2 protein-coding genes and 1 pseudogene are annotated in these 2,890 nt (G+C 69.4%); 2 read left to right on the forward strand and 1 reads right to left on the reverse strand.

From position 1 onward, the window contains the following. Positions 1–91, reverse strand: a pseudogene (locus tag ACR2JA_RS02530) (MarR family transcriptional regulator); the annotation flags it as partial. A gap of 151 nt (positions 92–242) precedes the next feature. On the opposite strand from ACR2JA_RS02530, the gene ACR2JA_RS02535 reads away from it, so the two are divergent. Continuing rightward, a complete protein-coding gene (locus tag ACR2JA_RS02535) occupies positions 243–1,280 on the forward strand; it encodes a zinc-binding dehydrogenase (RefSeq protein ID WP_434007559.1) in 1,038 nt (345 codons plus the stop codon). A gap of 291 nt (positions 1,281–1,571) precedes the next feature. Beyond that, positions 1,572–2,890, forward strand: a 1,319-nt coding sequence (locus ACR2JA_RS02540; RefSeq protein WP_434007560.1) for a 3-hydroxyacyl-CoA dehydrogenase NAD-binding domain-containing protein, incomplete at its 3' end; no start/stop codon positions are given.

Here is a 2,890-nt window from a genome sequence, read left to right on the forward strand (position 1 = left end):
GGCCTTCGCTCTCCACCGCGCGCGAGCCGGTCTTGTGCAGCAGGTTGGCGCACTGGTAGAGACGGAAGAAGACGCGGTTGGCCAGCTCCATGCGGGCGATGGACGATGGGGATTCGACGGTTTTCATGACAGTGGCAGACATGGGGAAGGCCCCGTGGGTTTTCTGAAAAGACAATGTGTTGTCTGAATATCGGGGCGCATCCCGGGTGTGTCAAGGACCAACGACAGAGGCTGGACATCACATGAACATGCAGGCAGTCTGGATCAACGGCCATGGGGGCAACGAGGTGGTGGCGTTTGGCGAGCGGCCCTTGCCGGCCCGGCCACCTGGCCATGTGCGCGTGCGCCTGCACGCGGCCACCGTCAACCGCGTGGACCTGTACATGCGCGACAGCGGCGCCGGCATCACCCACCAGCTGCCGCAGATCATGGGCCTGGATGGCGCCGGCACGGTGGACGAGGTCGATGCCGACGAGACCTTGCTCCGCCCCGGCCAGCCGGTGGTGCTGCACCCCGGCATCGGCTGCGGGCGCTGCGAGTTCTGCCAGCGCGGCGAGGGCGTGCTGTGCGTGCACATGCGCCTGCTGGGCGAACACCGCGACGGCACCTTTGCCCAGTACGTCAGCCTGCCCGCGGGCAACGTGTTCCCGATGCCGGTCGGTCTGTCGTTCACCGAGGCCGCGGCGCTGGGCGTGAACCACCTGACCGCCTGGCGCATGCTGTTCACCAAGGCGCAACTCAAGCACTGGGAGACGGTGCTGGTGTTTGGCATCGGTGGCGGCGTGTCATTGGCGGCGCTGCAGTTGGCCAAGCTCACTGGGGCACGCGTGATCGTGACCTCGCGCGACGACGCGAAGCTCGAACGCGCGCTCGCCATGGGTGCGGACCACGCCATCAACGGCCGCACGCAGGACGTGGCCAAGGCCGTGCTGGCCGCCACCGGTGGTCGCGGTGTGGACGTGGTGTTCGAGAACGTGGGCGAGGCCGTGTGGGCTTCGGCCATGAAGTCACTGGTGCGTGGCGGGCGTCTGGTCACCTGCGGCGCCACCACCGGCGACCAGCCGCCGGCCGATCTGCGCCGCATCTTCATCCGCCAGCTGCAGATCCTGGGGTCCACATTGGGCGAGTTCAAAGAGTTCCGCGACCTGCTGGCCTTCGTGCAGCGCAGCGGCCTCAGGCCCGTGATCGACAGCACCTACCCACTGGAGCAGGTGCACGCCGCGCTGGACCGCCTTGAATCGGGCGCGCAGTTCGGCAAGGTCGCGCTGCGCATCGACTAGGGCCTGTTCACACTATTTTTCCAAGATGCGTTGCGGATCAAAAAGGCCATGCGCAAGGCGCGAAACGCAGCCGGGGTATGCCCCCGGCAAGGCTTCGCAACGCCGCGCATGGCCTTTTTGGCCGCAACCCGAAGGGAAGGGGCTGAAAACAACGCCACTCTTCGTTGCACGCCTAGGCCAGACGCCCAGTCTGGCCGTCGCCGCGCGCCTCAATTGGCGCTGTTTTCAGCCCGTTCGCACTTGGAAAAATAGTGTGAACAGGCCCTGGTTTCTTTTCAACGGACTTTCTTCATGACCATGGTTCGCACCGAAACGATCGGCGATGTGCTGCTGATCGAAATCAACAACCCGCCCATCAACGCCGGCTCGCTGGGCGTGCGCCAGGGCCTGATGGCCGCTGTCGAACAGCTGGCCGCCGACCCGGCGCTGCGCGCGGGCGTGCTGATCGGCGCTGGCAGCACCTTCGTGGCCGGTTCGGACCTGCGCGAGTTCGGCCAGCCGCTGCAGGAGCCGCAGCTGCCCGGCGTGCTCGCCGCCATCGAAGCCTGCGCCAAGCCCGTGGTGGCCGCGCTGCACGGCGCGGCCCTGGGCGGTGGCCTGGAGCTGGCGCTGGCCTGCGACGCGCGCCTCGCGCTGGCCGGCACCGTGCTGGGCCTGCCCGAGGTCACGCTGGGCATCATCCCCGGCGCGGGCGGCACGCAGCGCCTGCCGCGCCGCACCGGCCTGATTCGCGCGATCCAGATGGTCTGCAGCGGTGAGCGCATCCAGGCTGAAGCCGCGCGCGACCTCCGGCTGGACGACGCGGTGGTGGCCGACGATCTGCAGGGCCACGCCGTGGCGCTGGCGCGCCAGCTCATGGGCAAATGCCGCATCAGCGCCGAGGCCGTGCCCGACGAAGACGCGGCCGCCGTGGACCAGGCCGAGCAGGCCGCGCTGCGCGCGGGCAAACGCCGCCCGGCCGTGGTGGCCGCCATCGAGGCGGTGAAAGACGCCGCCCGGCTGCCCTTTGCCGAGGGTCTGGCGCGTGAGCGCGCGGTGTTCCAGCGGCTGCGCACCTCGCCCGAGGCGTTCGCGCTGCGCCACCAGTTCTTTGCCGAGCGCGACGCCGTGCGCCTGCCGGCCGACGTGCAGGCGGCGCCGCGCCCGGTGCAGACCGTGGCCATCATCGGCGCCGGCACCATGGGCACCGGCATTGCCATCGCCGCGCTGGACGCCGGCCTGACCGTGCTGCTGCTGGAGCAGGACGAGGCGGCGCTCGAGCGCGGCGGTCGGCGTGTGGCGGACCATTACGAGACCCGGGTGGCCGCCGGCAAGCTCGGCGCGCGCGCGGCCAGCGATCGGGTGGCGCAGCTGCACGCGACCACCGACTGGACCCGCCTGGCCACGGCCGACCTGGTGATCGAAGCCGTGTTCGAAGACCTCGCCGTCAAACAGGACGTCTTTCGCAAGATCGACGCCCACGCGCGCCCCGGGGCCGTGCTGGCCACCAACACCTCCTATCTCGACGTGGACGCGATCGCTAACGCCACCGCACGCCCGCAGGACGTGCTGGGCCTGCACTTCTTCAGCCCGGCCAACGTCATGAAGCTGCTGGAGGTGGTGCGCGGTGC

Origin of the sequence: Hydrogenophaga sp. (assembly GCF_051007235.1) — a bacterium.
Taxonomy (GTDB): Bacteria; Pseudomonadota; Gammaproteobacteria; order Burkholderiales; family Burkholderiaceae_C; genus Hydrogenophaga.

Bases quoted from the DNA above. Each gene is read 5' to 3' on its own strand.
- ACR2JA_RS02535 (WP_434007559.1), top strand. From the start codon at position 243: ATGAACATGCAGGCAGTCTGGATCAACGGCCATGGGGGCAACGAGGTG.